The sequence below is a fragment of the Geothermobacter hydrogeniphilus genome, from assembly GCF_002093115.1.
GTDB classification, from domain to species: domain Bacteria; phylum Desulfobacterota; class Desulfuromonadia; order Desulfuromonadales; family Geothermobacteraceae; genus Geothermobacter_A; species Geothermobacter_A hydrogeniphilus.
Genome location: NZ_NAAD01000004.1, coordinates 175268 through 201076, shown reverse-complemented (window position 1 = coordinate 201076; position 25809 = coordinate 175268). Strand labels below are relative to the sequence as shown.

General features: G+C 61.4%; 22 protein-coding genes. 13 read left to right on the top strand and 9 right to left on the bottom strand.

Annotated elements, in window-relative coordinates:
- Positions 1–49: 49 nt before the first annotated feature.
- The 6 genes from pckA to B5V00_RS05420 form a co-directional block, all read right to left on the bottom strand.
- Positions 50–1639, bottom strand: coding sequence for a phosphoenolpyruvate carboxykinase (ATP) (gene pckA, locus B5V00_RS05445; protein ID WP_085009745.1), 1590 nt, complete (start codon positions 1637–1639; stop codon positions 50–52).
- Positions 1640–1939: 300 nt separating this feature from the next.
- Positions 1940–2371, bottom strand: coding sequence for a c-type cytochrome (locus B5V00_RS05440; protein ID WP_085009744.1), 432 nt, complete (start codon positions 2369–2371; stop codon positions 1940–1942).
- 86 nt (positions 2372–2457) lie between these two features.
- On the bottom strand, positions 2458–2934 hold the full coding sequence (locus B5V00_RS05435; RefSeq protein ID WP_085009743.1) for a HyaD/HybD family hydrogenase maturation endopeptidase: 477 nt from the start codon (positions 2932–2934) through the stop codon (positions 2458–2460).
- Positions 2934–3587, bottom strand: a complete 654-nt coding sequence (gene cybH, locus B5V00_RS05430) for a Ni/Fe-hydrogenase, b-type cytochrome subunit (RefSeq protein WP_085009742.1) — start codon at positions 3585–3587, stop codon at positions 2934–2936. Before cybH ends, B5V00_RS05435 begins: the two co-directional genes overlap by 1 nt.
- 15 nt (positions 3588–3602) lie before the next feature.
- Complete coding sequence (locus tag B5V00_RS05425; RefSeq protein WP_085009741.1) at positions 3603–5315, bottom strand: nickel-dependent hydrogenase large subunit; 1713 nt, start codon at positions 5313–5315, stop codon at positions 3603–3605.
- 4 nt (positions 5316–5319) lie between these two features.
- Positions 5320–6438 (bottom strand): hydrogenase small subunit, encoded by a 1119-nt coding sequence (locus tag B5V00_RS05420; protein WP_085009740.1) that lies wholly within the window; start codon positions 6436–6438, stop codon positions 5320–5322.
- Positions 6439–6770: 332 nt separating this feature from the next.
- Between B5V00_RS05420 and B5V00_RS05415 the strand changes: the two genes are divergently transcribed.
- The 8 genes from B5V00_RS05415 to B5V00_RS05380 all read left to right on the top strand — a co-directional run bounded on the left by B5V00_RS05415 (position 6771) and on the right by B5V00_RS05380 (position 17103).
- On the top strand, positions 6771–7667 hold the full coding sequence (locus B5V00_RS05415) for a complex I NDUFA9 subunit family protein (protein WP_085009739.1): 897 nt from the start codon (positions 6771–6773) through the stop codon (positions 7665–7667).
- Positions 7668–7750: 83 nt separating this feature from the next.
- On the top strand, positions 7751–9208 hold the full coding sequence (locus B5V00_RS05410) for a sensor histidine kinase (protein WP_085009738.1): 1458 nt from the start codon (positions 7751–7753) through the stop codon (positions 9206–9208).
- Entirely contained in the window at positions 9205–10566 is a 1362-nt protein-coding gene (locus B5V00_RS05405; protein ID WP_172399631.1) for a sigma-54-dependent transcriptional regulator, read from the top strand. Before B5V00_RS05410 ends, B5V00_RS05405 begins: the two co-directional genes overlap by 4 nt.
- Positions 10567–10707: 141 nt before the next feature.
- On the top strand, positions 10708–11118 hold the full coding sequence (locus B5V00_RS05400) for a response regulator (RefSeq protein WP_172399630.1): 411 nt from the start codon (positions 10708–10710) through the stop codon (positions 11116–11118).
- Positions 11119–11138: 20 nt separating this feature from the next.
- Positions 11139–12596, top strand: a complete 1458-nt coding sequence (locus tag B5V00_RS05395) for a DegQ family serine endoprotease (RefSeq protein ID WP_085009736.1) — start codon at positions 11139–11141, stop codon at positions 12594–12596.
- Positions 12597–13408: 812 nt separating this feature from the next.
- Entirely contained in the window at positions 13409–15931 is a 2523-nt protein-coding gene (locus tag B5V00_RS05390) for a helicase C-terminal domain-containing protein (RefSeq protein ID WP_085009735.1), read from the top strand.
- Between the two features lie 151 nt (positions 15932–16082).
- Complete coding sequence (locus B5V00_RS05385; protein WP_085009734.1) at positions 16083–16526, top strand: hypothetical protein; 444 nt, start codon at positions 16083–16085, stop codon at positions 16524–16526.
- Positions 16527–16683: 157 nt separating this feature from the next.
- Positions 16684–17103 (top strand): hypothetical protein, encoded by a 420-nt coding sequence (locus tag B5V00_RS05380; protein ID WP_085009733.1) that lies wholly within the window; start codon positions 16684–16686, stop codon positions 17101–17103.
- A 6-nt stretch (positions 17104–17109) separates the two neighbouring features.
- Here the strand turns inward: B5V00_RS05380 and B5V00_RS05375 are convergent, their stop codons facing one another.
- From B5V00_RS05375 to B5V00_RS05365, 3 genes are read right to left on the bottom strand one after another with little or no spacing between them, the layout of a single operon-like run.
- Positions 17110–17913 (bottom strand): alpha/beta fold hydrolase, encoded by an 804-nt coding sequence (locus B5V00_RS05375; protein WP_085009732.1) that lies wholly within the window; start codon positions 17911–17913, stop codon positions 17110–17112.
- Positions 17914–17969: 56 nt separating this feature from the next.
- Positions 17970–19688: an ABC transporter ATP-binding protein gene (locus B5V00_RS05370; RefSeq protein ID WP_085009731.1), complete on the bottom strand. Its 1719-nt coding sequence runs from the start codon at positions 19686–19688 to the stop codon at positions 17970–17972.
- Positions 19685–20791 (bottom strand): P-loop NTPase family protein, encoded by a 1107-nt coding sequence (locus B5V00_RS05365; RefSeq protein ID WP_139800667.1) that lies wholly within the window; start codon positions 20789–20791, stop codon positions 19685–19687. Before B5V00_RS05365 ends, B5V00_RS05370 begins: the two co-directional genes overlap by 4 nt.
- Positions 20792–21029: 238 nt before the next feature.
- On the opposite strand from B5V00_RS05365, the gene B5V00_RS05360 reads away from it, so the two are divergent.
- From B5V00_RS05360 to B5V00_RS05340, 5 genes are all read left to right on the top strand, one after another.
- Complete coding sequence (locus B5V00_RS05360; protein ID WP_216355455.1) at positions 21030–21320, top strand: Dabb family protein; 291 nt, start codon at positions 21030–21032, stop codon at positions 21318–21320.
- A complete protein-coding gene (locus B5V00_RS05355) occupies positions 21314–21928 on the top strand; it encodes a 3'-5' exonuclease (protein WP_085009729.1) in 615 nt (204 codons plus the stop codon). The genes B5V00_RS05360 and B5V00_RS05355 overlap by 7 nt, the downstream gene beginning before the upstream one ends.
- Before the next feature lie 127 nt (positions 21929–22055).
- Positions 22056–22418: a hypothetical protein gene (locus tag B5V00_RS17145; RefSeq protein WP_085009728.1), complete on the top strand. Its 363-nt coding sequence runs from the start codon at positions 22056–22058 to the stop codon at positions 22416–22418.
- A 304-nt stretch (positions 22419–22722) separates the two neighbouring features.
- On the top strand, positions 22723–24900 hold the full coding sequence (locus B5V00_RS05345; RefSeq protein WP_085009727.1) for a carboxy terminal-processing peptidase: 2178 nt from the start codon (positions 22723–22725) through the stop codon (positions 24898–24900).
- A gap of 214 nt (positions 24901–25114) precedes the next feature.
- Entirely contained in the window at positions 25115–25786 is a 672-nt protein-coding gene (locus B5V00_RS05340) for a TIGR04211 family SH3 domain-containing protein (protein WP_085009726.1), read from the top strand.
- The last annotated feature ends 23 nt before the right edge of the window (positions 25787–25809 follow it).

Genomic DNA, 25809 nt, shown 5'->3' with positions numbered 1-25809 from the left:
AAGAAATGCGGTCTCATCCAGGACCGCCCCTGTTCAGAATCCGTTCAACTCAGTCGAGCTTCGGACCGTACTGGGCGAAGTCGACATCACCCTCAATCAGGTATTTCTTGAAGTTGTCGATGAACATCCCGGCCAGCTTGTTTGCCGTGGCGTCGAAAGCCTCCTTGTCGTCCCAGGCGTTGCGCGGGTTGAGCAGCTTGGTATCGACTCCCGGCAGGGACTTGGGAATATTCAGCTTGAAGAACCGGGTCTGCTCAAACTCGGCGTCATTGATCGAACCGTCGAGAATGGCGTTGATGCAGGCGCGGGTGGCCTTGATGCTCATCCGCTCGCCAACCCCGTAGCCGCCGCCGGCCCAACCGGTGTTGACCAGGTAGGCATTGACGCCGTGCTCTTCCATCTTCTTGCCGAGCAGTTTGCCGTAAACGGTCGGATGGAGCGGCAGGAAAGCCTCGCCGAAGCAGGCGGAGAAGGTCGCCTGGGGCTCGGTGACGCCGCGCTCGGTGCCCGCCACCTTGGCGGTGTAGCCGGAGAGGAAATAGTACATCGCCTGCTCTTTGGTCAGCTTGGAGACCGGGGGCAGCACCCCGAAAGCATCACAGGTGAGGAAGATGATGTTCTGCGGGTGACCGGCCTTGAGGCTCGGCTCATGATTGTCGATATGGTCGATCGGGTAGGAGACACGGGTATTCTCGGTCTTCGAACCGTCGGCATAATCAACCACTCCGTTGGCATTGGCAACGACATTCTCGAGCAGGGCGTTGCGCTTGATGGCACCATAGATCTCCGGCTCGTTCTCGGCCGAAAGGTTGATGCACTTGGCGTAGCAGCCGCCTTCGAAGTTGAAGACGCCATCATTGTCCCAACCATGTTCATCATCGCCGATCAGCTTACGCTCCGGATCGGTCGAGAGGGTGGTTTTGCCGGTCCCGGAAAGACCGAAGAAGAGAGCGACGTCGCCTTTTTTGCCGACATTGGCGCTGCAGTGCATGGAAAGGATCCCCTGCAGCGGCAGCCAGTAGTTCATCATCGTGAACATGCCCTTCTTCATCTCTCCGCCGTACCAGGTGCCGCCGATGATGGCGACGTTCTTCTCGATGTTGAAGACGATGAAAACCTCGGAATTCAGGCCATGCTTCTGCCATTTCTCGTTGAGATAGTTGCTGGCATTGAAGATGGTGAAGTCGGGGGAGAATCCGGTCAGTTCTTCAGCACCGGGGCGGATAAACATGTTCTTGACGAAATGCGACTGCCAGGCGAACTCGGTGATGAAGCGGACATTCTTGCGGGTGGCCGGGTTCGAACCGCAGAAGCCGTCGGTGACGTAGAGATCCTTGCCGGCCAGGTAGTCGATCGTGTCTTCGTAGAGTTCATCGAAAATTTCAGCGGAAACCGGCTGATTGATGCTGCCCCAGGCGATATTTTCCGCCGAGAGGTCCTGCCGGACGAAATATTTGTCCTTCGGCGAGCGACCGGTGAACTTGCCGGTGTCGACCATCATGGTGCCGTTGTCGGAAACAGCACCTTCCCTGTTGGCCTGCTCATGCTCGAAGAGTTCTTCGTAAGAGAGATTGTGGTAGAGCTTGCCGACGCTCTTGAGTCCAAGCTGTGCGGCGTCAAGTTCGCTTGCTGTCTGCATTGCTGCCCCCTATAGATGTTTGGTGTTGCGGTCACCGTCGACCGCAGACTACGGTTGAAAAACTTGAAAAAGCAAAAGGCCCGACTCCGGTCAGGGCCGGATTTCGGGCTGCTGCTCGAAATCCTCTGGGAGATCAGGCCGGTCGCTGTCGCTGCGACTGGTTGCGGAAGGCGCTCTCAGCCGGCAAGGTTTAGAAGGATAATGGCAGTAACCTCGCCGGTCAACACCCAATATCCCCAGAATATATGATTTACGGCACCGCACCTTAGCAAATTCAGCCAAAATAAAAAAGCAAAAGTTTCAGTAAAACCTGGATCCGTTTGCGAACGCCGGACGACTGCGGGAAAGGAGATAAACCACCAGGCTCCAGATCTCGGTTTCGGAAAGATGCGGACCCCAGGTCGGCATCACCGACCCGCGGGAACGAAAAGGCTCGATTGTCTTGCCGTGTTCAATGCGCCAGTAGAGGTAGGCCGGATCAATGTCACGGTAATGGGACTCGGAAAAATCAGGGGCGGGAGGATCGAAGAAATCAGCCCGCTCCGAGCGCCCCTCCGAGGGATGCCCGTGGCAGGAAGCGCATTTGTGTCGAAACATCCGGGCGCCCGCGCCCTGCGCCGCGCGGGAGCCGAGCAGGCCGGCAGGCACGGTTCGCGACGGGTAGTCCGGCGAAACCTCACTGCAGGCGAACGGAAGCGTCAGCAGGACAAGAAACAGCAGGCCTTTGATCATCCTCTCCCCCGACCGGGCAGGCGCCGGAATGAAGCGAGGGCTGCCTTCGGGGCAGCCCTCGCGATTGAATCCAAACTTTTTCCTTCTCAGGCCGCTTCCGGCGCAGCTCCCCAGGCGGTCAGTTCATCAACCACCCCCTGCACCACCTTCTCCAGGGCCGGTTTGACCGGTTCGGTGAGACCGATGCGCATCTCAATCGATTCGGGCTGCACCCCCCAGACCACCAGTTCCGGCGGACAGTAACCCTGCAGTTCGGCCACCGCCAGCAGATCCTGCACGCCCATCTGGTGTACCGAGAGCTTGTTGGCAAAAGCGCGCGGCACCTCCTCCCCTTCGAGCCGGAAGATCTCGCCGGGGGCAGCGTCCATATTGATGGCGTCGAGAATCAACAGCTTCTCCACCCCTTCGAGTCGGGGAAGCAGATCGAGCCCGAGGGTGCCGCCATCAAGCAGCGCAACCTGTGCAGGAAAACGAAAATCCTGCTGCAGCTTCTGAACCGCGAACACCCCGAAGCCGTCGTCACTCATCAGGCTGTTGCCGAGCCCGAGAACCAGTATTTTCATCAAAGATCCTCGGGTTCAACAAACTTGTAGCCGCCAAAAATCGAGCTGAGCGTCCCGTTCTTCTCCTTCACATCCATCAACCAGGCGCTGTAGACGTGATGGATGGCAAAACCGATCAGCAGCCACATCACCACATGGTGGGTCAGGCGCAGTCCCTGGTTGCCGAAGGCGGTCAGCACCGGGGCAAAGAAGCTGTACCAGCCGACCCCGGGACTGAACTGGGCGTAGAGAGCGAAGCCGCTGACGATCTGCACCAGGTAGAGGATGAAGACCGCCGAGTAGGCCATCGCCGCCAGGGCGTTGTGACCGACCTCGTAGGGCGGCTTTTTTGCCATGAAAGCATAGTACCTGAAGGTCCCGATGATCCGTTTCCAGCCGCTCGGCGTCAGCCAGGGGAAGAATTCCCGCCAGGACGCGTGGTGGTTGCCCACCAGGCTCCAGACCACCCGCGCCAGCACCGACAGCGCGAAGGCATAGGCGAAACCGTAATGGACCACCCGCATGGTTCCCATGACGTATTCGCTGGTGCTGTGAACGGTGATAAACGGGTTGCCGATGTAGAACCCGGTCACCGACAGGACCACGATACTGAGCGCGTTGACCCAGTGGGTGATGCGAACCGGCCACTCCCAGACGTATCTTATCTGCAGCATGGCGTATCTCCTTACTTACAGTGCCTTGACCTTGATCAGCTCATTGCCCTTGCCATCCATGACATGCACCGCGCAGGCGAGACAGGGGTCGAAGGAATGGATGGTGCGCAGGATCTCCAGCGGCTTGTTCTCGTCCGCGATCGGCGTCCCCACCAGGGCGGACTCATAGGGGCCCATCTGCCCGGCGGCATCACGCGGACCGGCGTTCCAGGTCGAAGGCACGACCGCCTGGAAATTGGCGATCTGGCCGTTTTCAATGCGTATCCAGTGGCCGAGAGCGCCGCGCGGCGCCTCGTGGTAACCGAAGCCCTGCGCCTCTTTCGGCCAGGTCGACGGATCCCATTTTTCCGCATTATGGGTCTCATAGATGCCGCGACCCATGTTGTTGACAAGGTCGGCGACCCATTTCTCGTTCATGCGCGCCATCATCAGGCAGTCGACACCGCGCGCCGCGGTCCGGCCGAGGGTCGAGAACAGCGCCTCGGGTCCGACGCCGAGCTGACCGAGAACATAATTGACGATCGTCTTCGCGTCCTGGTTGCCGGAGGCGTAAGCGACCAGCACCCGCGCCAGCGGACCGACCTCCATCGGCTGATCGTTGTAGCGCGGTGACTTGACCCAGGAATACTTGCCGTCGGTATCGAGAAAATCGTAGGGCGGCTTCGGCCCGGTGTAGTTGTGGCTGGTTTCCCCCTGGTAGGGATGCAGTCCCCGGTCATTGCCGCCGCTGTAGTCGTACCAGCTGTGGGTGACATACTCGGTGATCTTCTTTTCATCCATCGGCAGCACGTTGGCCAGGTCTTTGCCCATGATCACGCCGCGCGGGAAGTAGAGATTGTCGGTGCCGCCGGCATTGTCCATATGGAAATCGCCGTAGGCCAGGTAGTTGCCGACCCCGCCGCCGATGGCCGCCCAGTCCTTGTAGAAGGATGCCACCGCCAGCAGGTCGGGAATGTAGACCTGTTCGACGAACAGGCGGGCCTTCTTCAGCAGCTTCTGCATGTAGGCGATCTTGTCCGCATTGATGGCGTTCTGGCTGTCCGGGTCGACCGGAATCGCCATGCCGCCGACGAGGAAGGTCTGCGGATGCGGATTCTTCGAACCGAGAATGGCGTGCACCTTGATCACTTCCTTCTGCCATTCGAGGGCTTCCAGGTAGTGAGCCACGGCCATCAGGTTGGCCTCGGGCGGCAGCCGGTAGGCGCTGTGTCCCCAGTAGGCGTTCTGAAAGGGACCGAGCCGGCCGGTGCTGACAAAAGCGGCGATCCGCTCCTTGACGGCCTTGAAGTGCTTGACGCTGGAGTTCGGCCAGTCCGAAATCGACTGCGCCAGCTGGGCGGTCTTCTTCGGATCGGCCTTGAGGGCGCTGGTGATGTCGACCCAGTCAAGGGCGTGCAGGTGGTAGAAATGGATGACGTGATCCTGCACGTTCTGGATGCCCATGATGATGTTGCGGATCAGCCGGGCATTGTCGGGAATCTGGATCTTCAGTGCGTCCTCGACGGCGCGGATGCTGGCCATCGAATGAACGGTGGTGCAGACCCCGCAGAAACGTTGGGTGAAATGATGGGCGTCGCGCGGATCGCGTCCCTTGAGAATGGTTTCAATCCCGCGGAAGGCGGTCGAAGAGCTCCAGGCATTGGCGATCTTGCCGCCCTCCAGCTGCGCTTCGATGCGCAGGTGCCCCTCAATGCGGGTAATCGGATCAACTGCTATCTTCTTGGCCATCGTCTTATTCCTCCTCGATCACCTTATCTTGTTCCATATTGTCGCCACGCCGGAAACAGCTCGCCACGCCATGGGCGCCGAAGGCGACCGCGGTGGCTGCCGCCAGACCGATGCCGATCTTGTCGGCGGTCATCTCGACCCCGAAACCGGGAACGTTCGGCAGCCGCCGGTAGAAGGGGCTCATGGTGTCCCAGAACTGCGGCTCGGAACAGCCGACGCAACCATGACCGGCCATCACCAGCCAGCTGGTCCCCTCGTTGTAGCGGATGGTCGGACAGTTATGGAAGGTCTCCGGACCCTTGCAGCCGAGCTTGTAAAGGCAGTGCCCCTGACGGTGACCGGCGTCACCGAAGGCCTCGGCGTACTGACCGGCGTCGAAATGGGCGCGGCGCTCGCAGTTGTCATGAATCCGCTTGCCGTAGGCGAACTTCGGCCGACCGAGCCGGTCGGTGGCCGGCAGCTTGCCGAAGGTGAGGAAATGAACGATGGTCGCGGTCAGGTTCTCGGCGTTGACCGGACAGCCGGGCAGGTTGATCACCGGCGCGCCGGGCACCAGGTCCATCACCGACACCGCGTCGGTCGGGTTGGGCGCGGCCGCCGGGATGCCGCCGAAACTGGCGCAGGACCCGACACAGATCGTGGCCGCGGCGTTTCTGACCAACTCGGTACAGCTGTCGACCGCGCTCCGGCCGGCGACGGTACAGTAGACGCCGCCGTCACCTTTGGGAATCGCGCCCTCGACAATCAGCACATACTTGCCCTTGTATTTCTCCATTGCCTGCTGCTTGGCTTCTTCGGCGAGATGACCGGCGGCGGCCATGAGCACTTCGGAGTATTCCAGGGAAATGACATCGAGGATGATATCCCCGGCGGCGGGCTGATTGGCGCGCAAAAACGCCTCAGAGTCCCCCGAGCAGCTCTGGTATTCAACCCAGATCACCGGCAGTCGATTGTCCTCCATGGCCTGGGCGACCCTGGGCACAAAGGTCATCGGCAGGGCCATGGCTGCCGTGGTCGCCGTGCAGAACTTGATGAAGTCACGCCGGCTGACCCCTCGCGCTTCCCACTTCCGCAGGGTTTCCTCCGGAATGGAAACCTCATTCGGAGTATGTTCGGTTTTCATGGCAACGTCCTCCTTTCGCTGTGAAAACAAACCGTCAAAACATTATTATGTTCTTATTTTTCGCTCGATTATGTGAAATTGGTTGATGATTGTTTATGATGAGAGCAGTCGACAGGACGCCCGACAGCCCGAATATAACAGTGTTAATATCGCCCGGCGGCAAATCCTGTCAAGGAGTTTCTACCACGATCGTGTATACGTTATACCAGATAGCGAACCCGGCTACCGTATACATCAGCGAAAGGCCCACCGACTGCCGACTGCTGGTAGAATTGAAGCAAAGCGGTAAGCTGTAAACTGCGAATCAGAGCCGTTGAAACGGGGAGACACGAATGAATATTTTCATAACCGGCGGGACCGGATTTGTCGGCCGCGAAGTTGTCGGACAGTTGCTGGCGGCGGGGCACCGGGTGACCTGCCTGGCGCGCAGCGGCCCCGACAGCAGGCTCGGCCGACATGAAAACCTGCGTTTTCACCACGGCGACATCACCGTCCCGGACAGCCTCGGCGACGGGCTGGACGGCTGCGAAGCGGTCATCCACCTGGTCGGCATCATCCGGGAGTTCCCCCGCCGCGGCATTACTTTCACCCACCTGCACACCGAAGCGACGAACAATATCATTGCCGCGACCCGGAAAGCGGGCATCCGGCGCTTCATTCACATGAGCGCCAACGGCGCCCGCGAGCAGGGCGGAACCGCCTACCATCACACCAAGTGGGCCGCCGAACAGGCCCTGCGCGCTTCCGGTCTCGACTGGACCATCTTCCGCCCCTCGCTGATCTACGGACCGGAAGACCAGTTCGTCAACATGCTGGTCGGGCTGATCCGCAAGCTGCCGCTGGTCCCGGTGATCGGCAACGGCCGCTACCGCATGAGTCCGGTGGCGGTTGAAGATGTCGCCGCCGGTTTCGTGCGCGCCCTGCAGCAACCGTCGAGCATCGGTCAGATCTATCATTGCGGCGGACCGCAGAGCCTGAGCTATGATGAAATCCTCGACCTGGTGGGCCGCGCCCTCGGCAGGGGGCGGGTGGTCAAGCTGCACCAGCCGCTGTCGCTGATGAAACCGGTGGTGGCGATGCTGGATTCGATCCCCGCCTTCCCCATCACCCGCGTCCAGCTGGCAATGCTGGTCGAAGGCAATGAAGTCGATCCGAGCGAATGGGCCAGGGCTTTTGAGATTGAGCCGAAAAACTTCTTTGCCGCCATCAGCAGCTACCTGAAGGACTGATCCGGCAACCCGCCCGCGGCGCTGGACAATCCCGGCGCCGCCACGCATAATGACCTCCGGCCGATCCCCTGAGGACCTACGTTATGCGCCTGACCCTTAAAATAGCCGTCGCCCTGCTGCTGACCGTCGCCCTGTTGTTCGCCATCTACAGCTGGCAGACGGTCAAGCGGGAGCGGGTTCAGATCAAGGCCAACCTGAGCCGTGAGGCGCGCCAGGTCGGCATCGTGCTGCGCCAGATGACGGCGGAAATCTGGCAGACCCGCGGCGAACGGGGAGCCATGATCTTCCTCAAGCGCAACCGCCGGCTTGAAGGCGGTCAACGGGTCCGCTGGGTCTGGCTGGAAGGGGAGACCAGCGATCGCTTCACTCCACTCCAGGATCCCAAGCTGGAAGCAACCCACCAGGGCGAAATCGTTACCCTGCTGGCTGAAACCGACGAAGGCAAGGACTACCTCTTCACCTATCTGCCGCTGGTCACCCCCGGCGGTCGTCTCGGCGCCGTTGAAGTCAGCGAATCGCTGGCTGAAATGCACGGCTACGTGCGCGAAAGCATGCGCCGCTCGGCCTTTATGCTGGCCACGGCGGTCGCCTGCAGCCTGCTGCTGATCACCGTCATCGGCAGCATCTGGGTCGATCGACCGGTCAAGAAACTGGCGGCTCACGCCGAACGCATCGCCGACGGCGATTTTTCCGGACCGGTGGAAAGCGACAGCCGGGATGAGTTCGGTCTGCTGGCCGGAGCCCTGGAGAAAATGCGCGGCCAGCTGGCCAGCGCCCGCACCGCCGACCAGGCCCGTCTCGACGCCCTGGAGAAACTGCGCCATACCGAACGACTGGCGACCCTCGGGCGGCTCTCGGCCGGCATGGCGCACGAACTCGGAACCCCGCTCAACGTCATCGCCGGGCGCGCCAAGCTGTTGAGCCGCGACGGTCTGACCGCCGAGGAGGTCCAGCGCAACGCCCGGATCATCGGCGACCAGGCGCAGCGCATGACCCTGATCATGCGTCAGCTGCTCGATTTCGCCCGCCGCGGCGAATTACGCAAGCATCCGCTGGAGTTGTCCGGGCTGGCGACCACGGTCATCAACCTGGTTCATCCGGCGGCGGAAAAACAGGGCGTCGAACTGCAGCTCGACATACGACAGCCCGATGTCCGGGCCGCGGCCGATGCCGGCCAGCTGCAGCAGGTGCTGATCAACCTGAGCATGAACGGCATCCAGGCCATGCCGGAAGGCGGCGTTCTGGTGCTGCGCGTCGACCGGCCGCGGGAGGTTTCCCCCCCGGCGGAAGTCGACCACCCCGGTCCCTGGGTCAGCCTTGCGGTCAGTGACCAGGGGACCGGTATTGACGAAAAGAACCTGCAGCAGCTTTTTGATCCTTTCTTTACGACCAAGGAAATCGGCCAGGGAACCGGCCTCGGGCTCTCGATCGCCTGGGGGATCGCCCGCGATCACGGCGGCTGGATCGGTGTCGAAAGTACGCTCGGAAAGGGCAGCTGCTTCACTCTTTACCTTCCCGAATACCAGGAGCAAGAGGCATGAAGGACGAAGTGACCGGCACCCTGCTGATCATCGATGATGACCGTTCCATGCGGGAACTGCTGGAGGAGGATCTCGGCGCCCGCGGCCACCGGGTGATTCCGGCCGAAAACGCTGCCGCCGGTCGCCGGGCGCTGCAGGACACCGAGGTTGACCTGGTCCTGACCGATCTCAACCTGCCCGGCATCGACGGCATCAGTTTCTGTCGCGAACTGCACGCCGCCCGTCCCGACCTGCCGGTGCTGATCATCACCGCCTTCGGTTCCCTGGAAACCGCCATCGAGGCGTTGCGCGCCGGGGCCTACGACTTCGTCACCAAGCCGGTCGACCTCGACCTGCTCGCTCATGCCCTGCGCCGGGCCCTTGAAAACCGCCGGCTGCAGCAGCAGATCCGCCTGCTTGACGCCGAGGTGGCACGCAGCCGACCGAGCGGGGAACTGAGCGGGGAAAGCCGGCCGATGCGCACGGTCCGGGAACTCATCACCCGGGTCGCGGGCATTGACAGCTCGGTGCTGCTGACCGGGGAAAGTGGAACCGGCAAGGAACTGGCCGCCCGCGCCCTGCATCGGCTCAGCGAACGCGGCAGCGGCCCCTTTGTTGCCGTCAACTGCGCCGCTCTGCCGGAACAGCTGCTCGAAAGCGAGCTCTTCGGTCACCTGCAGGGTGCCTTTACCGACGCCCGCAACGACCGCCGCGGCCTCTTTCTCGAAGCCCACGGCGGCACCCTGCTGCTGGATGAAATCGGCGAAATGCCGCTGACCCTGCAACCGAAACTGCTGCGCGCCCTCGAAGAACGCCGGATCCGCCCGCTGGGCGGCAGCCGGGAGATTCCCATCGACGTCCGGCTGGTCACCGCCACCCACCAGGATCTCGAACGGGCGGTCAGGGAAGGACGTTTCCGCGAGGATCTCTTCTACCGATTGAATGTCATCAGTATCGAAATGCCGCCGCTGCGCAACCGCGGCAACGACATCCTGCTGCTGGCGGAGAGCTTTCTGCACGAATTTGCCGCCCGGCTGAACAAGCCGGTTCAGGGGCTCAGTGCTCCGGTCGCCGCTCAACTGCTCGGTTACGCCTGGCCCGGCAATGTCCGGGAACTGCGCAACGTCATGGAACGTGCAGTGGCCCTGACCCGCCACGACCACCTGACCCTGGAGGATCTCCCTCCCCAGATCACCCGGACCGGAAACTCCGCCCAGGTCCCCGAACTCGACAGCGATGCCCCGCTGCTGACCCTGGCGGAAGTCGAGCGCCGTTACATTGAACGGGTGCTGGGAGAGGTTGCCGGCAATCGATCGGTGGCGGCACGGATTCTCGGCATCGATCGCAAAACCCTCTACCGCAAGCTCCAGGACGACTGACCCCCGCCGAACCGGGGCATTTTGCCCCAAGGGGACATTCTGCCCCACAGCATACATCGCCAACCCCCTGTAATAACTGGCATCATCTTGGCACGAACTATGCTCTACCAGAGAGGCATGGATCAACCAAGGAGCCTTACGATGTCCCGCGATGACCGCCGCAACGCACCGCATGTCCTGCTCGCCGAAGATGATGCGGCGATGCGTGAACTGCTTTCCTTCTGCCTCTACCAGGCCGGCTACCGGGTCACCAGCTGCGCCGACGGCCTGAGCCTGCTGGAGTACCTGGAGGGGAATCAGGGAACGACGAACGGCATCGACCTGCTGGTCACCGACATCCGCATGCCGGCACTGACCGGGCTGGAAGCCCTGGAAGCAAACGTCGACTCCCCCCGCAAACTGCCGACCATCTGCATGACCGCCTTCGGCGACAGCCGGACACACGCCGCGGCCCGGCAGCTGGGGGCGGTTGAAGTTCTGGATAAACCTTTTGATATTGACCAGTTTCTCGATCGGGTAAGAAATCTCTGCCCGCTGTCGGGGAACGCCTGAAGCACTGGGAGACGATCCTCATGCAACCACTCGCACGCACCTTACGCTCTGTTCTGTTCACCGGACTGGTTCTGTTGGCCCTGGTTCTCATCCTGCCGCCGGGCGGCGGCAACGCCCTGGCACAGCAGCAGGGAATCGAAAACCTGAGGCAGACCGGCCGCGCCTTCCGCAATGTCGCCAAGAAGGTTTCTCCGGCCGTAGTCTTCATCAAAGTGGAAAAAGAAGCCGAGGTCTCCAGCCAGGAGCTGCCCTTCGGCGACGAATTCTTCCGTCGTTTTTTCGGTGCGCCCCCCAACATGCCGCACCAGAGACGTCAGGCGCCCCGCAAACACCGCGCGGTGGGGCAGGGGTCCGGCTTCATCATTTCGCCCGACGGGCTGATCATGACCAACAATCATGTCGTCGGTGATGCCGATGAAGTGGTCGTCCGCCTGCTCGACGGGCGTGAATTCAAGGCGGAAACCATCGGCACCGACCCCGCCACTGATGTCGCCATCATCAAGATTGATGCCAGCGACCTGCCCTTCCTGCGCCTCGGTGATTCGGACAAACTGGAAGTCGGAGACTGGGTGCTGGCCGTCGGCAATCCCTTCGGCCTCTCCCACACCCTGACCGCCGGCATCGTCAGCGCCAAAGGGCGCAGCGGCATGGGCCTCAATGACTACGAAAACTTCATCCAGACCGATGCTGCCATCAATCCCGGCAACAGCGGCGGCCCGCTGGTCGACCTCGACGGCCGGGTGGTCGGCATGAACACCGCCATCTTCAGCCGCAGCGGCGGCTATATGGGCATCGGCTTCGCCATTCCGATCAATATGGCCAAGCAGATCCGCGACCAGCTGGTCAAGCACGGCAAGGTCACCCGCGGCCGTCTCGGTGTTTATATCCAGGACCTGACCCGGGAACTGGCCGACTCCTTCGGCCTCGACAAAAACAAGGGAATCCTGGTCGCCCAGGTGATCAAGGACTCCCCGGCCGAGAAAGCCGGCCTCAAGCGCGGCGACGTGATCACCGAGCTTGAAGGTCATCCGGTCGGCAAGGTGGCCGAATTCCGCAACAAGATCGCCCTCACCCCCCCCGGAACCAGTCTCACCCTGACCATTGTGCGGGGCGGTGACGAGCAGAAGATCAAGGTCGTTATCGGCGAACTGGAAACCGACGCCAAAGGGCGCCCGACGCCGGCCAGCACCATCAAGCGCTACGGCCTGCAGCTGCAGCAGTTGACCGAACCGCTGGCCGAACAATTGGGCTACCAGGGCGAGCAGGGTGTGCTGGTGGCCGGAGTCGAAGACGGCTCGGCGGCCGAAGAGGCCGGCATCCAGAAAGGCGACCTGATCCAGGAAGTCAACCGCATTCCGGTCAATTCTCCGGCCGAAGTCAAAGCGGCCCTGAAGAAAACCCGCAAGGGCGGCGCGGCGCTGCTGCTGGTCCGACACGGCGAAGCCACCCGCTACCTGGCCCTGAAAGGGAAAGAATAAAAAGTCACAGTCAGCGAGACGCCTCCTGAACCTCTCGTTGCTCATCGGGCGCCCCCAAAGGGCGCCCTTTTTTTATCAGGGGCGGTCTTTTTGCTCCAGCTCGGCGTTGCATCGCTCATCGCTTGTGCGACGTAGCTGCCGCTACGTCTCCGCGCTCTTCACGATGCGCCTTGATCTGAACCAAAAATCCTCGCCCTGCAACGGTGGAGATTCACGGTACGACAGAGCTTCGTTGCAAGAAAGGGCGGTCTTTTTGCTCCAGCTCGGCGTTGCATCCTTCTTCGCTTGTGCGACGTAGCTGCCGCTACGCCTTATGCTGCGAGGGCGGTCGAGACGCACGCATCTGCTGCGTTGCTCCCGCGCCTCGTCATTCCGACGTAGCTGCCGCTACGCCTCATTCCTTGGCGCGTGAGACGCCTTGCAGCTACACACGTCTCGACCGCCTTGGAACAGTGATGTTCTTCTGTTTTCTTGACTTGCCCTCCCCGTGTTGTCGCCGCCGGAGAGAGGTGGACGTTTCGGGAAACAGCCGGACGAATGTCTGAGGCGCAGCCGAGTTTTCGTCCCGGCCCCGAAACGTCTGCCGAACGGAGGGTACCCGCGCCAGCGGGCAAGACATTCGGGGCGCTTTTTCTGCCTCCTCTTTTGTGCGCACAAAAGAGGAGGGCGGCGGGCGGGGCCGCGACCCCGCGACCCCAAGCCTCACGCCCTTGGCTCCATATATATTCTCTGCCGGTAGACCTCGCCGATAGACCTTACCCCACCACATCGGCTATACTCACCCCCTAAACCTTCCCCGTCCGGAGTTCCCTTTGTCCTCAGCCTATTCCGACCTGGTCCGTCAGCAGCTGCGTACCGCCATCAGCGAAGCCGACGGCAACGAAGTCTTCTTTCTCGGGCACACCGATGAGCACGGCGAGCTGATTTCGGTCGAGGTGCTGGCACGGGGCAACCGGGAAGCCGTACCGGCCATCCTGCAGACCTGCCGTCCCGGCGACCTGGTGCTGCACAACCATCCTTCCGGTCATCTGCAGCCCTCAGACGCCGACCTGGAGATCGCTTCGCGGCTCGGCGAAATGGGTGTCGGTTTCCAGATCATCGACAACCGTGCCGAACATTGCTACGTGGTGGTCGAGTCCTTCGCTCCTCGACAGACGACACTGCTTGATGACGCCGAAATCGGGGAAATGCTCGGCCCCGAAGGCGTCATCGCCCGCAACCTGCCCGGCTACGAAAACCGTCCGGAGCAGCTGCGCATGGCCTTTGCCGTCGCCGAGGCCCTCAACCGCGACCAGCTGGCGGTGATCGAAGCCGGCACCGGCACCGGCAAGAGTCTCGCCTACCTGCTGCCCGTTCTGCTCTGGTCCCTGCGCAACGAGGAGCGGGTGGTGATCTCGACCAACACCATCAACCTGCAGGAGCAGCTGATCCGCAAGGATCTCCCCTTCCTGGCCCGCGCCGGCGGACTGCAGTTCCATGCGGTGCTGGTCAAGGGCCGCGCCAACTACCTCTGCCGCCGCAGGCTGGAAGCGGCCCGCCGTGACCCCGGACTGTTCGACCAGGAACAGGCTGAGGAGCTGAACACCCTGGTCGAGTGGGCCGAGAACAGCTCGGAGGGATCGAAGGATGAGCTGCCGGTACCGCCCCGTGACCAGCTCTGGGAAGAGGTCTGCTGTGAACCTGACCAGTGCGGACGGGCCCGCTGTCGGCATTTTCAGCACTGTTTCCTGCACCGCGCCCGCCGCCAGGCGGCCCGGGCGGACCTGCTGGTGGTCAACCACGCCCTGCTGCTGTCCGACCTGGCGGTTCGACAACAGACCGACAACTATTCCAGCGCCGCGGTGCTGCCCCCCTTTGCCCGGGTGGTCATCGACGAAGCCCACCATCTCGAAGATGTGGCGACCCGCTACTTCGCCACCAATGTCACCCGCTTCGCCTTCGCCCGGACCCTGAACCGTCTGCGCCATCCACGCAAATTCGAAAAGGGGCTGCTGCCGCGGCTGCAATCCCAGCTCGCCCGCAGTCTCCCGGACAGCGCCGATCAGCTCTACCGCAATCTGGCGGACCGCATCGAGGACCTGCTGGAGAACCGCCGGCAGCTCCTCGACCGCGCCATCGCCGACCTCGAACAGATCGGAATGCGACTGCAGCAGGAGAATGAAAAGGGTGCCGGGGCACGGGAGGTGAAACTGCGGATTGCCGCCGCCGCGCGACAGGGCTCCTTCTGGAGCGAAACCGAACGGCAGGTGAGATCCCTGGCGGAAGCAACGGCGCAACTGGCCGGCGACCTGCGGCGCCTGCTCGAAAACTGCGACGAACTGCCGCCCCGGGCGATCAAGGAAACCGCCTCGACGCTGACCGACCTGGCCGGCATGGTCGGGCGACTGGAAAAACTCGCCGCCGACCTGATTGCGTTCGCCGCAGCCGCTGACGACAACTGCACCTGGCTGGAGACGCGCCGGGGACGCATCGGCCGCGGCGAAGGACTGATCACCCGCCTGCAGACCGCACCGGTTGAAATCGCCCGGAGCCTGCGGCAGGCACTCTACGATCCCTTCAAGACGGTCATCATGACCAGCGCGACCCTGGCCGTCGGCGACAGTTTCGGCTACCTGCACCAGCGCATCGGCCTCAGCCTGGCCGAACCGGGGCGATTGCGTGACCTGCAGCTGGCTTCGCCCTTCGACTACCCGCGGCAGGCTCGACTGCTGGTACCGACCGACCTGCCGGATCCGAACGCACGGGATTTTGCCGACCGTATCCTGCCGCTCATTGAGCAGGCGATACTGGCTGCCGACGGTCGGACCTTCGTCCTCTTTACCGCCTACAGCCTGCTGCAGCGGGTTCACGCCGAACTGGCCCCGGGGCTTGAAGCCCGCGGCTACCGCTGCCTGCGTCAGGGCGAGATCAACCGTCACCTGCTGCTCAAACAGTTTCGCGAAGACGCGGCCAGCGTCCTGTTCGCCACCGACTCCTTCTGGGAAGGGGTCGATGTCCCCGGCCGCGCCCTGGAACAGGTCATTATCGTTCGGCTGCCGTTCAAGGTGCCGACCGAACCGGTTCTCGAAGCCCGCGCCGAGGCAATCAGCCGCGCCGGCGGCGATCCCTTCATGGACTACACCGTGCCGCAGGCGGTCCTGAAGTTCAAGCAGGGCTTCGGTCGCCTGATTCGCCATCGCGAAGACCGGGGCGTGGTGCTGATTCTCGATACCCGGGTTCGCCGCCGCGGCTACGGACGCATCTTCCTGCGTTCGCTCCCCGAGGTGCCAGTGGTCTCACTGCCGGGCGACAAGATCCCCCATCAGATCGGCCTTTTCCTGCGCTCGGAAGACTGATTTCCACGCCCGGGTGCCGGTTTCTCGAGCCATGACCAGCCGACTGCCGTCCGGTTGAACCGTTGCGGCGAATTCATGCCCCGCAACGGACAAAACCGAAACGGATGCTATACTTCCCTGCAAGACAAAATCTCCGGAAAGGGTCCAGATCATGTTCCGACTTCACCCCCTGCTGTTTGCCCTGCTGCTGTTGCTCGTCACCGCCTGCACCCCCTCCACCACACACAACAAAACCGGACATTCCCGGCCGCACTATTCACTGCCGGCCGGTATCTTGAACAGCGATCAGCTTCGGGAACTCTTTTCCAACCGCACGGTCGATTCCATCACCATCGCCCGCAGCCGGTCAACCGTCAGCTACTACAACCCCAACGGTGAACTGCGCCAGCGCCGCAACGGGAAGTTGCGGGTCGGCCACTGGCGCATCACCAAAAAAGGGCGCATCTGTCTGCAGATCAAGGGCAAGAAGGAAAAATGCCGGGCGGTCGCCAGGCAGAACGGTCAATACGTGAAGTTCATCATCAAGCAAAATGGCCAACACCAGCCGGTGGTCCGCTACATCGCCTTCCGCGACGGCAACCTGCTCGGTCTCTAACAGGCTGATGAAAAACATCCATCTGCTGCGTTGTCCTTTCCCCCGCATCAACGACGTACCTTCCGGTACGCCTTATTCCGCAGGGTTGCGGACGCCTTGCATCCGGATATTTTTGATCAGCCTCGAAAAGGTGGCTGACACTCTGAGGAGATACCCCATGCGCCGAACAATCCTCACTCTGCTGTTGCTGTCGATCCTGCTGGTCTCTCCCGCTTTCGGCAAGCACAAAAACCGTCCGCATCTGCCGGTCGGAACCCTCAACGGGGAACAGATCAGGCTCCTGTTCGCCGACAAAACCGTCGAATCCATAACCGCCGTCAAACACCGCGTCAGTCTCACCTATTACGCCCCCAACGGCGATGTTCGCCAGCTGCGCAAGGGCATCAAACGGTTCGGACACTGGCGGGTCACCAAGAATGGCCGGATGTGTCTGCAGATGGAAGGGCTGCGGGAGAAGTGCCGCATCATCGTCAACGAAAACGGCACCTACAAGAAATACATCGTCAAAAAGAACGGTCATCACCAGCATACGGTAACCTACCGCTCCTTCAAACCGGGAAATCCGCTCGGACTGTAACCTGATTCAGACTACACCGAAAAGGTGCGTAAAGACCCGTTCGGTGAAGGCTGGATGGGCATGATAGCTCTCGTAGGCGTGGCTGGCATTGGGAATGATCTCGCAGCGAAACTGTGCCGGAACCTGGTAGGCGCGGGCCAGGGCATTCATCGCCTGAACCCAGCGACGGCCCCGCTCCACCCGGTTGAGACCCTGCACGGCGTCGATACGCCGAGACTTGTTGAGATCCTCATCGCGAATATCATCCTCCTCCCCGACCAGAACCAGGGTCGGAATGCTGAGAAAGCGGACCGGGTTGAAACGCAGCCGGGGCCACTCCTTCGAGGAGCGCAGGCCAAGGGGATAGCGCTGACCGGGATCGGGAAACGTGTACCAGCCCGGAGCGCCGACCACCATCCGCTCAACCCGGCGAGGATAGAACAGGGCGTAACGATGCAGAAACTGGCCGCCGCCTGAGAAACCGAAGCCGCGCAGCGGAAGGAGATCACAGCCGATCAGTTCAGCGGCATCATGCAGGATACGATCGAAGGCGGAATCCGCCCGCCCCTCGTGAACTGAATTGCCGAGTCGCTGGTAACGTGGAAAATCATCCTCGGGGAAAAGGGGAGCAACGATGGCCGCGCCATAGCGTTCCGCCTGGACGGCAAACCCCTCGGCATGTTCCCTGGCATTGCGGGATATGCCATGGATGGTGACGAAAACCCGTTGTTCCCTGATCCCGGATTCCGGCAGATAAAGATAATAATCGAGCGGCAGGGTGGCGGCCACCGTACGCCGCATGACCTTTCCGGTTTCCAATTCCTTTGACATCTTCAGGTCCCTCTGTCCTGCGGACGCGAACGCCCCGCTTGTTCCTTCGAATGGCCTCACGGATTCTGGTTCAGACTGACCAGCGAGCCGCTGGCGCGGTCCTGTTTTTCAATCCGCACCAGGCGCCCCTGCTGCAGATACCAGCGCTGATCGGCGCGGGCCAGGCGGGCCGGGTTGCGGGTCACCATCATGACCGTCCCGGCGAAATCCTCCAGCACCCGGTCCAGCACCGCGGCGGCATCAGGATCAAGATTGGCGTCAATTTCGTCGATGATCAGAATCCCCGGCCGACCGAGCAGGGCCCGGGCAATGGCAAGTCGATGGCGTTGTCCGAGAGAAAGGTTGCTGCCGCCTTCCTGCACCCGGTAATCCTCCCCCCCCGGCAACGCCTGCAGCAACTCATCCAGCCCGCACAACCTGGAAACCCTCGCGACCTCCTCGGCAGGAGCGTCCGGGCAACGATAACGAAGATTGTAGCGAACCGAACCGCGCATCAGCGGCAGGTCGGGACTGATCAGGCCGAAGACCTGCCGTACCGAAGAAAGCAGGCATCTGGCGATGTCCTGACCATCAATCAACACCGTACCGCTGTCCGGGTCGATCAGCCGCGCGACGACATGCAGCAGCGTCGACTTGCCGGCGCCATTGTCACCGACCAGCGCCACCCGCGAGCCACCCTCGGCGACCGCGCTGATGCCGCGCAGATAGTCACCGAGGACCAGGTCGCGCAACTCGATGCGCCCGGCCTCAAGACGCAGCGGCGGTAATCGCGATGAGCGCCCCTTAAGGGTCCGGGTCCGCATGAAACTGAGAATCTTTTCCGTCGACACCCGGGCGCTCTGATGATACTCGTTGACCCGCCCCAGATCACGGAACGCCGAAGAGAGAAAGCCGACCACCGTCATCGCCGCGACGACATTGCCCGAGGTGGTCATGCCGCGAAAAACCTGGTAGGCGCCAAGGGAAAGAACCAGCCCCATGCAGGCCGCGGTCGCACCGTCGGTCACCACCCGCATCCGTCCCGACGCCCGCGCCCGGTCAATCATCGCCTCACGGAGCCGCAGGCTGTGGCGACCGAATCGCCGCCGTTCCCGCGCCCCCTGATCGAACGCCTGAATAACGGCAAAAGAACGGATCTTCTCGTTGATATTGCCCGCCAGCCGCCCCCGCCGTCGGCGCGCCTCGGAAATAACGCCGTGCAGACGCGGGCCGAGACGGATGTTCCAGAGCAGCCCCAGGGCCAGCAGCAGCAATGAAACCCCCGCCAGAGACGGATCAAGCCAGGAGAGGAAACCGAGGGCGATAACGGTGACCACCGCAGAGACGACAATGCGCGCCAGCCCGAGGCTGACCCAGCGGCGCAGGGAATTGAGATCGCCGACGAAACGCAGCATCGCGGCGCCGGTGGTGCGCCGGCTCATGGCCCGGGGGGCGAAACGACGCATGCGGTCAAAAAGCAGCAGCCGCACCCGATGAACATAATCCTGCCCCAGTTTTTCGGCATCGACCCGCTCCAGCCAGCGCAGCCAGGCCGCGAACCCGGTGCAGACCAGCAACCCCACGGCCAGCCAGACGATCTGCCAGACATCGGTCAATTCGTAGAGATTAACCTCGGGGTCATCATAAGCCGGATTGAGCAGCACGTTGAAGGCATGCCGGACCAGCAGCATGGAACCAATAATCGCCAGGGCCTGCAGAATGCCGTTGATCACCAGGCGGATAAAGAGCAGCCGCCGGTGACGGGCGAAAATCGGCGGCAGTTCGGGGGCGTTCACGAACCACCCGCTGCCGCCTGCTGAGCAGCCGCGGCGGAGTCCTGAACCAGAATCCGCCGCCGACTGCGCAGGCAATTGTAAATCAGAGCCGCAACATTGGAATGCTGCAGCGCGCTGGTGTGAAACACCGGCAGACCGGTTGCCGCCTCGGCTTCACGGGTCGCCAGTGGTGAAGACGTCAGCACCCCGGTCACCCCGATGACCGGCAGTTGACGGGCCGCCAGCCAGGCGACCCCGGCCTGGGCACCGAGAGCGTCGTTGGCGGCGAACATCACCCCGTCAAGACGGTCGGCGAACTCCGCCATACCGAATACCTGTGCTGTCTCCTGCTGCAGAATGCCGTCGGCGATTTCAAGGACGATGACCTCGGGCCGCGTCGCCGTCAACCGACCACAGAGGGTCAGCACGACATCGTAAAGCGCGTCCCGGCTGATCCGGTAGGTCGAGACATAGCCGGCATCAACGAAATCGTAAACCGGATCCGCTCCGGCATCGACCAGCAGTCGGTAGTCGGCGCCCGCCCCGGTGCCGGTCAACTTGGCGGCGGCCACTTTCAGTCTGCGCCGCACCAGCCCCTTGACCAGGTTGGCGCAGGCGGTCGTCTTGCCGGCGTTCATCGAGGTCCCGGCCACCGCCAGCATCAGCGGTTCAGAATCGATGGCGACCGACTGCGGCAGACGATAGGAACGTAAGTTGAGCCGGTTCCCCTCAGCATCGGCCAGCAGGCCCAAAGTGGTAATCCGGGTCGCCCGCTTCATCCGGTCATGACTGTTGAGCAACCGCGCTGCGACACCACCGGCAGCCACCAGCCGACAGGGTCCGAGATGCTCGGGGACCACACCCTCGAACTGATCGGGAGCATACCGATTGCCGAACGCAACGACAATATGGTCACCTTCAAAAAGATCGGCCCGACGACTGGTCGTCAGTTCCAGGCGGCGATGCTGGCCGATTTCATCAACCCGCGCCAGGGTCAGGTCTCCAGCGGCCGGCCGCACATCACCGGACAACAACAACCCGACGTGACTGCGATCAACATTGCGGGTCGTGTAGGCCCATTTGAGTCGGAACAGGTTGTCCCGATTGATTTTCTGCATCTGCATGACGTTATCCTTCATCGAGCAAAAACCTTCTCCAGGCATCTGCAACCGCTGACTGCAAACCAACAGAACGGCGTGGGAGAATACGGATTTCAGGGTCTTACGACTCTATCCGACCAACAGCGGGATGCAACCCCCGGCCGGAGATTTGTGCGCTCAAACAATGCCGGACTGAAGTAGACAACGACAATGTCCTTCAACTATGCTACGGGTTGACCTGAATCAACAAGGAGTTCTCCTCATGCTCAAGCACCTGGTATTTTTCAAATTCAAGGAAACCACCGGCCCGGCCGACATCGAACGCCTGGCCGAAGGCCTCGGCAAGCTGCCGGAGAAAATCGAACTGATCCGCGAGTTTGTCTTCGGCCGTGACATCATCCACTCCGACCGTTCCTACGATTTCGCCCTGGTTTCGATGTTCGACGATCTGGAAGCGATGCGGGCCTACCAGGTGCACCCCGACCACCAGCGGGTGGTGGCACACGTCAAGGAAATCTGCTCCTCGGTGATCGCCGTCGATTTCGAATGCTGAAGCAACCCGGGCTCTTCGATCCCCCGGAACCCTCCCTGCTCGACCGACCGCTGGCACTGCTCGATCTGGAAACAACCGGGACCGGACCGACCCGCGACCGGATCATCGAAATCGGCCTGGTTCTCTGCAACCAGGGGCGACAGGAGCAGCAGTGGTCGTCCCTGGTCAATCCGCAAACCCCGGTCTCGGACTTTATCGCCGACTATACCGGCATCAGCAACACCATGCTGGAAACGGCGCCGCTCTTTGCGGATATCGCGCCGAAACTTGCCCGGCTGCTCGAAGGCCGGCTGCTGGTAGCGCATAACGCCCGTTTCGATTACAGCTTCCTGCAGCAGGAGTTCGATCGCTGCGGACAGCGTTTTCAGGCGCCAGTCCTCTGCACCGTGCGTCTTTCCCGCAAGCTTTTCCCCAAGGAAAGACGCCACAGCCTCGATGCGGTCATAGCCCGTCACGACCTGAACTGCCCGGCGCGTCACCGGGCTCTCGGCGACGCCCTGGTTCTTGCTGAATTCCTGGCACATCTGCGGCGGAACGTCAACGTTACCGACCTCAACCGCGCAATCGAGGCCCAGCCGGGTGCGGACTCTGCACCTTTCGCCCGCTGAAAAAAATCCTCCGGAGCATTTATACTTATCTTTTCGGTCGCAGGACGAAAAATCTTAAAGACCACGCCACCGGCAACCGAAGAGTATCTTTACAGTCGTATCGTCTCACCCTGAGGACCAGCCCGATATGCAGCTTGCTTCCGCCGCAAACGCCTACACAGTCACCATTTCAAACCGGTCGCCGCAGGGTGTCGGGGCCCCGGAGAAGACTCTTTCCCAACCCGCCTCCAGCGATAGAAAAAGCTCCGGACCGGACCGGGTTTCCATCAGCCGGGAAGCCAGGGAACTGGCCGCCCGGCAATCACCTGGCAACCGGCTGCCGGATGCCGGATTGAGCGCATCCGCGTATCAACCATCCCTGTCCCCGCCACCGACCGCAAACCTGCCGGTCTCATCCCCCGCAAAGGCGGCCGGGCCGCAACTCAGCAACAACCAACAACCCGTCGAAACGGATCAAAAACCGCAGACCCGACTCAATATCCGGATCTGATCAGAGTGCATCCCCCCTTACGGACATCCGGGCAATCTATGTCAACCTGAATCAAGTGAGTCCCTTGTGCTGTTCACCGGCGATGAGTTCACTGATTCAGGAAAGAAATAATCGACCTTTTTCGCACCCCTTTGTTTGCCGGGAGAGGGCTCACTGTGGTAATTTATAGCGAGAAAATAACAGCCCGCGGTTCCGCACAACCCTTTCCCACCGGATGATACCCCGGCGGACCGGCCCCGGGAATCACCGTCTCAACCCTTGAACGACCACCTGCCGGATGGTCAGAAACTGGAAACACTTCGCCATGTACCTGTTACGTCGTTCCCTGGTCTTCTCCCTGTTGCTGCTGTTGCTCAATCCGCTGACCGCAAGCCTCGCCCACGCCCGTCCGGCCACGGATGATGCCGACGTCGCCAACCGTGCAAAATTGCTCAGCTACGTGCTGCGTCAGCAGTTGACCCAGCACCACTTCAGCCATAAGGCTATCGACGACAAGTTCTCGGAAGCAACCTTCGACCTCTACCTGAAACAACTCGACTTTCAAAAACGATTTCTGCTCGCCAGCGACGTTGCTCAGTTGCGCGCCTATGCCGATCGCATCGATGATGAATTCAAACTCGGCCAGATTGAACTGCCGGCCATCGCCGGACAGCTGCTCGATAAGCGCATCCGCCAGGTCAGAAAAATTGTTGCCGAACTGCTGACCCGAAAATTCGACTTCAGTCGCGAGGAAGAACTGGAATCCGACCCGGAAAAACTGGCATGGGTTGCCGACAGCGCGGCCTTGAAAGAGCGCTGGCGCAAGATCCTCAAATACCAGGTGATGGTGAGAATGCTGACCCTGGAAGAAAACCCCGAGAGCGACAAGAAGGGGGCCGGGAAAGGCAAAAAGGATCCTTCCGCCAAACCTGAAACCCAGGCCGAAGCGAGGAAAAAGATCGCCAAGCGCTTCGACCACTTTTTCGACCGTCTGCTCAAGGACACCCTCCGGGACCATTACGATCGTTTTTTCAACGCCGCCACCCGCGCCTTCGACCCTCATACCTCCTATTTCGCTCCCAAGCAGAAGGAGGATTTCGAAATCGGCATGCGTGGTTCGCTGGAGGGCATCGGCGCCACTCTGCGTGAGGAGGACGGCTTCATCAAGGTCGTCCGCGTCATCCCCGGAAGTGCCGCCGCGCGCCAGGGCGAACTGGCGGCCGAAGACACCATCCTGGCCGTCGCTCAGGGTGACGAAGAGCCGGTTGATGTCACCGACACACGGTTGCGGGACGCCGTGGAACTGATCCGCGGACCGAAGGGAACCGAGGTCCGCCTGACGGTCAAGAAAGCCGACGGCAAAACCCGCGTCATCCCCATCGTCCGGGATGTGGTGGAAATTGAAGAAACGTTCGTCAAATGGACCACTATCCCTGACCCGAAAACCGGAAAACTCTTCGGCTATATCCGCATCCCCAGCTTTTACCGCGACTTCAAGGGCCCCTTCCAGGGAGGCACCGGGCGCAACGTGACCGATGACGTCGAAAAAGCGTTGCAGGATCTGAAAAAAAGCCGTATTGACGGCCTGCTGATCGACCTGCGCAACAACGGCGGTGGCGCCCTGACCGACGCTGTCAAGATTTCCGGGCTGTTTATCAAATCGGGTCCGGTGGTTCAGGTCAAAAGCAGCAATGGCCAGGTTCGGGTCCTGGATGACCGCGACCCCGACGTTGCCTACGACGGTCCGATGCTGGTTCTGGTCAACCGCTTCAGCGCCTCGGCTTCGGAAATTTTCGCTGCTGCGCTCCAGGATTACCACCGCGCCCTGATCGTCGGCAGCGAACACACTTACGGCAAAGGGACGGTGCAGACCATCCTCGATCTCGATCGGGCCATTCCCTTCCGCAACATGGAAAAATACAAACCGCTCGGGGCCCTGAAAATCACCACCCAGAAGTTCTATCGCGTCAGCGGCGGCTCAACCCAGGACAAGGGAGTCGAAGCGGACCTGATCCTGCCGGATCGTATGCAGTATGTCAAAAGCGGCGAAAAATATATGGATTACGCCCTTCCCTGGGACACCGTGCCGGCGGCCCGTTACACCCCCTGGCCGCGACCGAAACAATCCCTCAAGGTGCTGATAGAAAACAGCAGAAAGCGGCTGGAAAAGAACAAGGAGTTCCAGGAAATCGTCAGCGATGCCGAAAAAGTCAAAGAACGGCGCAACAAAACCCGGCTCACCCTCAACATCGCCAAGGCACGAAAGGAACGTGCCGAGATGGATGACAGCAACGATGATCCGAACGCCTTTCATGACGGTCTCGCTATGGACAAGGATACCGACAAGCCCCTTGATGAAGCCGCCAAGCACAAGCGATGGGAAGAGCAGGTTCGTAAAGATCCCTATACCCGGGAAGGCGTCGCGATCCTCGATGACCTGCTGGCAGGTACCCTCTCCGTGGGAAAAACCGGGGCTGAAACCACGACGGCCAATACTGACTGACAACCTGCTCGCGAGAATCCGTCCGGTCAACGGGCGGCCGGCAAACCACCTCTCCCCCCCCCTGACAGGGCACGGGTGACGCGCGGCGGTCGATTGCTACTTGATTCTGGCGCAAAGACGGGATATTCTTGGGTTTTTTGAAGCCGCTGATGATTCCTGAATCAGCGAGTCCATACCGGTTCCCGCAATATCGGAATCCGGTCAGGAGGCCGTCATGCGTCACCCCATGCTCAGCTTGCTGTTGGTCCTCGGACTGACCCTCCCCGCGCTGTCCGCCGTTGCCGCAACCGGCTATGTGACCGATCAGCTGGTTCTGACCCTGCGTTCCACGGCCGGCAACCAGTACCAGACACTCGGCCATCTCAAGACCGCCAGCAAGGTTGAGATTCTCGGCGAGGAAGGAAAATTTCTTCATGTCCGTTCAGCAGACGGCACAGAAGGGTATGTCCTCAAGCAGTACATCACTGCTGACCTTCCCAAGCAACTAATCATCGACCGTCAGAACAGGGAATTGCGGCAGTTGCGCCAAAAACTGCAGCAACTCACCGCCGGCAGCAGTCAACAGCAGCAGACCCTGGCCGACCTGCAGAAGCAGCGTGACAAACTGACCAGGGACCTGCAACAGACCCGCCGACAACTGCAGCAACTGACTGAAGCACACCAGCAGCTGCTCGATGCCTCGGGCAACGTGCTGCAGATCACCCGGGAAAAAGATCAGCTCAAGGAGGAAAACGATCGTCTGGCCGCGGAAGCAGCGCGTCTGGAAGAGGAAAACGCCACCCTGCTCACCACCGGCAGTATCAAGTGGTTCCTGGCGGGCGCCGGAGTTCTCTTTTTCGGCTGGATCCTGGGTAAAATCTCACGCAAGAAACGCCGGTCCTTCTGAGCGAACCGTCCAAACCGGCAACC

Excerpts from the sequence above, each read along its gene's own strand:
- pckA (WP_085009745.1), bottom strand. The coding sequence starts at position 1,639 with ATGCAGACAGCAAGCGAACTTGACGCCGCACAGCTTGGACTCAAGAGC.
- B5V00_RS05440 (WP_085009744.1), bottom strand. The coding sequence starts at position 2,371 with ATGATCAAAGGCCTGCTGTTTCTTGTCCTGCTGACGCTTCCGTTCGCC.
- B5V00_RS05435 (WP_085009743.1), bottom strand. The coding sequence starts at position 2,934 with ATGAAAATACTGGTTCTCGGGCTCGGCAACAGCCTGATGAGTGACGAC.
- cybH (WP_085009742.1), bottom strand. The coding sequence starts at position 3,587 with ATGCTGCAGATAAGATACGTCTGGGAGTGGCCGGTTCGCATCACCCAC.
- B5V00_RS05425 (WP_085009741.1), bottom strand. The coding sequence starts at position 5,315 with ATGGCCAAGAAGATAGCAGTTGATCCGATTACCCGCATTGAGGGGCAC.
- B5V00_RS05420 (WP_085009740.1), bottom strand. The coding sequence starts at position 6,438 with ATGAAAACCGAACATACTCCGAATGAGGTTTCCATTCCGGAGGAAACC.
- B5V00_RS05415 (WP_085009739.1), top strand. The coding sequence starts at position 6,771 with ATGAATATTTTCATAACCGGCGGGACCGGATTTGTCGGCCGCGAAGTT.
- B5V00_RS05410 (WP_085009738.1), top strand. The coding sequence starts at position 7,751 with ATGCGCCTGACCCTTAAAATAGCCGTCGCCCTGCTGCTGACCGTCGCC.
- B5V00_RS05405 (WP_172399631.1), top strand. The coding sequence starts at position 9,205 with ATGAAGGACGAAGTGACCGGCACCCTGCTGATCATCGATGATGACCGT.
- B5V00_RS05400 (WP_172399630.1), top strand. The coding sequence starts at position 10,708 with ATGTCCCGCGATGACCGCCGCAACGCACCGCATGTCCTGCTCGCCGAA.
- B5V00_RS05395 (WP_085009736.1), top strand. The coding sequence starts at position 11,139 with ATGCAACCACTCGCACGCACCTTACGCTCTGTTCTGTTCACCGGACTG.
- B5V00_RS05385 (WP_085009734.1), top strand. The coding sequence starts at position 16,083 with ATGTTCCGACTTCACCCCCTGCTGTTTGCCCTGCTGCTGTTGCTCGTC.
- B5V00_RS05380 (WP_085009733.1), top strand. The coding sequence starts at position 16,684 with ATGCGCCGAACAATCCTCACTCTGCTGTTGCTGTCGATCCTGCTGGTC.
- B5V00_RS05375 (WP_085009732.1), bottom strand. The coding sequence starts at position 17,913 with ATGTCAAAGGAATTGGAAACCGGAAAGGTCATGCGGCGTACGGTGGCC.
- B5V00_RS05365 (WP_139800667.1), bottom strand. The coding sequence starts at position 20,791 with ATGCAGATGCAGAAAATCAATCGGGACAACCTGTTCCGACTCAAATGG.
- B5V00_RS05360 (WP_216355455.1), top strand. The coding sequence starts at position 21,030 with ATGCTCAAGCACCTGGTATTTTTCAAATTCAAGGAAACCACCGGCCCG.
- B5V00_RS05355 (WP_085009729.1), top strand. The coding sequence starts at position 21,314 with ATGCTGAAGCAACCCGGGCTCTTCGATCCCCCGGAACCCTCCCTGCTC.
- B5V00_RS17145 (WP_085009728.1), top strand. The coding sequence starts at position 22,056 with ATGCAGCTTGCTTCCGCCGCAAACGCCTACACAGTCACCATTTCAAAC.
- B5V00_RS05345 (WP_085009727.1), top strand. The coding sequence starts at position 22,723 with ATGTACCTGTTACGTCGTTCCCTGGTCTTCTCCCTGTTGCTGCTGTTG.
- B5V00_RS05340 (WP_085009726.1), top strand. The coding sequence starts at position 25,115 with ATGCGTCACCCCATGCTCAGCTTGCTGTTGGTCCTCGGACTGACCCTC.